Genomic DNA, 2581 nt, shown 5'->3' with positions numbered 1-2581 from the left:
CTGTCTCTCTCCGTATAATAAAACACATCAATAGAATAAAGAATACGTTTTCCGAGCAATGAGGCTCTGACAGCACAAGGGTACCCGTGTCTGGCAGAGTCTTTTTTATCAGTTTCATCATTCTGTTGATACAGCAATTATATATTTTTTCAGACAAAGGCGTCTGTATCCGGAACCTGGCATCACCAGGCTTCTGATACGACGTCTTTTTACGTGTTTGAGGGGGAAATGACTATGAAAAAACTATGGACTATCTTAAGCATGGCCCTGTCTGCCCTGTTTATGACCGCTCCGGCAGCACTGGCAGCAGAGCCGGCAGCCATTGACACAGGCGACACGGCATGGGTACTGATCAGTGCCGCCCTGGTATTCATCATGACACCGGGACTGGGCTTCTTCTATGGCGGCATGGTCCGCAACAAAAACGTCTTGACGACGATTATGCAGAGCTTCTTTATTGTTGCCATGATTTCTGTCGAATGGATTTTAATTGGCTATACCATGACCTTTGGCACCGATATTAACGGCTTTATCGGCGCCATGGACAAGGCAGGCCTGGCCGGAGTAGGCATGAACATCCTGGCAAACGGAACGATTCCGGAACTGGCTTTCGTCGCCTTTCAGTGTATGTTTGCCGTCATTACGCCGGCTCTGATTACCGGTGCTTTTGCAGAACGCATGAAGTTTCACGCTTTTGTCGTCTTCATCCTGCTCTGGGCTATTTTCATCTACAATCCCATGGCCCACTGGGTATGGGGCGGCGGCTTCCTGGCCAAACTGGGTGCCCTGGACTTTGCCGGCGGCCTGGTCATTCACATCCTGTCCGGTGTATCGGGCCTGACGCTGTGCATTCTTCTCGGCAAACGGGTCGGCTTTGGCCGCATTCCCATGCTGCCTCATAACCTGCCCATGACTGTCCTGGGCGCAGCTCTCCTCTGGTTCGGCTGGTTCGGCTTCAACGCCGGCAGCGCTCTCGGCGCCAATGCACTGGCAGCCAACGCATTCATCGCTTCTCAGGCCGCTGCCGCTGCTGCGACCGTAACGTGGGTTGTCGTCGAATGGGCATTGAACGGCAAACCGACGATCCTCGGCGCCGCATCGGGCTGCATTGCCGGTCTCGTCGCTATTACGCCGGCAGCAGGCTTCGTCGCTCCCATGCCGGCAATCATCATCGGTGCCATTGGCGGCGTCATCTGCTACTTTGCCGTAGCCGTCCTGAAAGCCAAACTGGGGTATGACGATTCTCTCGACGCCTTCGGCATTCACGGCATTGGCGGTACATGGGGCTCTATCGCCACAGGCCTCTGGGCAACGACGGAAGTCAATCCGGCCGGTGCCAACGGCTTATTCTACGGGGAAACGCATCTGCTCTTTGCACAGATTATTTCCACTATCGTCGCCTACGTCTTCGCCATTGTCGGCACAATTATCCTGTACAAGATCATCAGCATCTTCATGCACGTCCGTGCCAATAAAGACGAAGAAACGACAGGTCTGGACATTAGCGAACACGGCGAACGGGGGTATAACTACGCTATCATGTCCGGCAGTCCCTTCGGCGATGTCCTGGACGCACCGGCCACATCGACGGCAACGGTGAAAGAACTGGGTATTAACGGACACAATTTATAGGAGTGAATCAGAATGGAAAATAAAAAACTGACCAAAATCGACATTGTCACTCGCGCCAGCAAGCTGGAAGAACTGAAAGATGCCCTCAACGCCATCGGCGTCATGGGCATGACAGTAAGCCAGGTATTCGGCAGCGGCCTGCAGAAAGGCCACGTCGAAGTATACCGGGGACAGAAATACGCCATTAACCTGCTGCCCCACATCAAAGTGGAAACAGTAGTCTGCGAAGTGCCTGTTGAAAAAGTCATTGAAACGGCACAGCGCGTGTGCAAGACTGGCCAGGTCGGCGACGGCAAAATCTTCGTATACGACGTAAAAGATGCCGTCCGTATTCGTACAAACGACCGCGGGCCCAAAGCAATTATGGACGAATAAATAACGGAATTACAATAATCATCGGGGGAAAGAGAGGATGTCGCATACAGTGCGATGTCCTCTTTTTTGAGTCTCATCATACCAGGGGGCCGGGAAGCGACAGCCCTTTGACCGTCCGCCCGGGACAATCCCTGTGTATGCGCCCTGCTGAAACGGTACCCATTGCGCGTAAACGAATGCATAAGCCCTTACGCGGAACGGTCAGAAGGGCCATCGCATCCCGACCTGGGGTATACGTCGCCTGAGCCTGAGACATACGGTATCACAGGGAGTCCATGGGCCGTCTGGCCGGCCTGCAGGCAGACAAGAAGCTGATTCGCAACTCTTTCTGATATACCGGGCGAGAGACAGGGTCGATTCTGCTGCAGACAGACAACGGCCTGTGGGCGACCGGCATATGGTTGAGAATGTTACCGAACCATCGTCTCCCGACCAGAGGTATACGGTATCACAGGGAGTCCCTAGGCCGTCTGGCTGGCCTGCAGGCAGACAAGCAGCTGATTCGCAACTCTTTCTAATATACCGGGCAGAGAGACAGGGTAGATTCTGCTGCAGACGGACAACGGCCTGTGGG

Annotated in this window: 2 protein-coding genes; both read left to right on the top strand. The window is 53.9% G+C overall.

Annotation, left to right across the window (positions count from 1 at the left end):
* The first annotated feature begins 234 nt into the window (after window positions 1–234).
* The gene (locus tag Q3886_RS09970; RefSeq protein WP_301861325.1) at window positions 235–1632 is read left to right on the top strand and encodes an ammonium transporter; all 1398 of its coding nucleotides are present in this window, start codon (window positions 235–237) and stop codon (window positions 1630–1632) included.
* 12 nt (window positions 1633–1644) lie between these two features.
* Window positions 1645–2007 carry a P-II family nitrogen regulator gene (locus Q3886_RS09965; protein WP_301861323.1) on the top strand — a complete coding sequence of 121 codons (363 nt, stop codon included), beginning with the start codon at window positions 1645–1647 and terminating at the stop codon, window positions 2005–2007.
* Window positions 2008–2581: the final 574 nt, after the last annotated feature.

This window comes from uncultured Megasphaera sp., assembly GCF_958350005.1.
Taxonomy (GTDB): domain Bacteria; phylum Bacillota; class Negativicutes; order Veillonellales; family Megasphaeraceae; genus Megasphaera.
Note: the sequence above shows the minus strand (reverse complement) of the source record. Positions and strands in the feature narration are given on the sequence as shown.

Bases quoted from the DNA above. Each gene is read 5' to 3' on its own strand.
- Q3886_RS09970 (WP_301861325.1), top strand. From the start codon at position 235: ATGAAAAAACTATGGACTATCTTAAGCATGGCCCTGTCTGCCCTGTTT.
- Q3886_RS09965 (WP_301861323.1), top strand. From the start codon at position 1,645: ATGGAAAATAAAAAACTGACCAAAATCGACATTGTCACTCGCGCCAGC.